Annotated in this window: 1 protein-coding gene; it reads left to right on the top strand. The window is 33.7% G+C overall.

What is annotated here, in order from left to right; genetic code table 11:
- Nucleotides 1-62 precede the first annotated feature (62 nt).
- A complete protein-coding gene (locus tag C8E03_RS21680; protein WP_094379747.1) occupies nt 63-1,790 on the top strand; it encodes an IS1634 family transposase in 1,728 nt (575 codons plus the stop codon).
- The last annotated feature ends 94 nt before the right edge of the window (nt 1,791-1,884 follow it).

Raw genomic sequence — 1,884 nt, 5'->3', positions numbered from 1 at the left:
AAAAATAATAGTGGGTATTTTATGGGTATTGTGTTATAATATGGATATAGGAGGTGTTACACATGAGACTTATGGTATCCAAATCTAAAAATGCACAGTCCCTTTATGCGATTAAATCTGTATATGAAAATGGAAAACGCTCCACAAAGATTGTGGAAAAACTAGGTACTCTTGCTGATTTACAAAAAATACATGATGATCCCATTCTTTGGGCAGAACAATACATAAAAGAACTTACACAAAAAGAAAAATCAGAACATCGGGAAGTAATCATTAAACGTACTCAGTCTAAAAGAATTACTAAGAATGAGCAACATTCTTTTAATGGTGGATATCTTTTTCTTCAGCAGCTCTACCATGAATTAAAGCTTCACGACATCTGTAATACTATCTCTAAACGCTATAAATTTATCTTTGATTTAGATTCTATTCTGTCCAGACTCGTGTATGGTAGAATTATTTTTCCATCCTCAAAAAGAACTACATATCAATTATCACAGAACTTCCTTGAGCCGCCAAACTTTGATATGCAGCATATTTACCGTGCATTAGAAGTAATATCTTTGGAAACAGAGTTTATTCAGTCCGAACTTTATAAAAATAGTTTATCCATTTCAAAGAGAAATGATAAGGTTCTCTATTATGACTGCACCAACTTTTTCTTTGAGATTGAACAAGCGGAGGGATTAAAGCAATATGGTCCTTCTAAGGAACACCGCCCAAGCCCTATCGTTGAAATGGGACTTTTCATGGATGGTGATGGGATTCCTCTTGCCTTCAATATTCATAGCGGAAACACCAATGAACAAAGCACGCTACGACCACTGGAAGAAACAATTATGAAAGATTTTAGTCTTTCTAAATTTGTGGTTTGTACTGATGCTGGATTATCTTCTAGCGATAACCGAAAATTTAATAATAAGGGAGAACGTGCTTTTATTACAACTCAATCGGTCAAGAAACTTAAAAAGCATTTAAAACAATGGGCTTTAGATGAAAGCAATTGGCTTCTTTCTGGTGACAACAGTGGTCAAAAATATAATCTTGCCACACTGGATGAATCGAATGAGATGAAAGAAAAATATCAGGCAAAAACTTTTTATAAGGAGCGTTGGATAAAAGAAGACGGACTGGAGCAGAAATTAATCGTTACATTTTCGCTAAAATACAGAGATTATCAACGTTCCATCCGTAGTTCCCAAATCGAACGTGCAAAAAAACTAATCGAATCAAGACCTAAAGATGTGAAAAAACATAATCAAAATGACTATAAACGTCTTATTAAAACAACTGGAGTCACCCAAGATGGTGAGGCAGCAGATATAACACTTTGTGAACTTGATGAAAGCGTAATTGCTTTGGAACAAATGTATGATGGATTTTATGCTGTATGTACTAACCTTGAAGATGATGCTACAGAAATATCAAAAATCAACCATAAGCGGTGGGAAATCGAAGAATGTTTTAGAATTATGAAAACAGATTTTAAAGCAAGACCTGTATATTTAAAACGTGATGATCGAATCAAAGCACATTTCACTACATGTTTTATTGCCCTTACACTATACCGTTATCTAGAAAAGAGGTTAAATGGAAAATTTACTACCAGTGAAATCATGAAAGGCTTAAGGGATATGAACTTCTATGAGGTTCCTGGAGAAGGCTATATTCCGACTTATATAAGAACAGATTTTACAGATGCACTTCATGACGTATTTTGCTTTCATACAGACTATCAGATTGTTAGTACAAAACAGATGAAAAAAATTTTTAAGGATACAAAAAAATAAAAACATTACTCACTTTTTATGAGAATTATAAAAGGCCGTAATCCAGTAAATACAGTGGATTCCAGCCTTTTTTAACGTTACAACTGTCAAACAT

The sequence above is a fragment of the Lachnotalea glycerini genome (assembly GCF_003201285.1).
GTDB classification, from domain to species: Bacteria; Bacillota; Clostridia; order Lachnospirales; family Lachnospiraceae; genus Lachnotalea; species Lachnotalea glycerini.
This window is presented reverse-complemented; position numbering and strand designations above follow the sequence as displayed.

Excerpts from the sequence above, each read along its gene's own strand:
- C8E03_RS21680 (WP_094379747.1), top strand. The coding sequence starts at position 63 with ATGAGACTTATGGTATCCAAATCTAAAAATGCACAGTCCCTTTATGCG.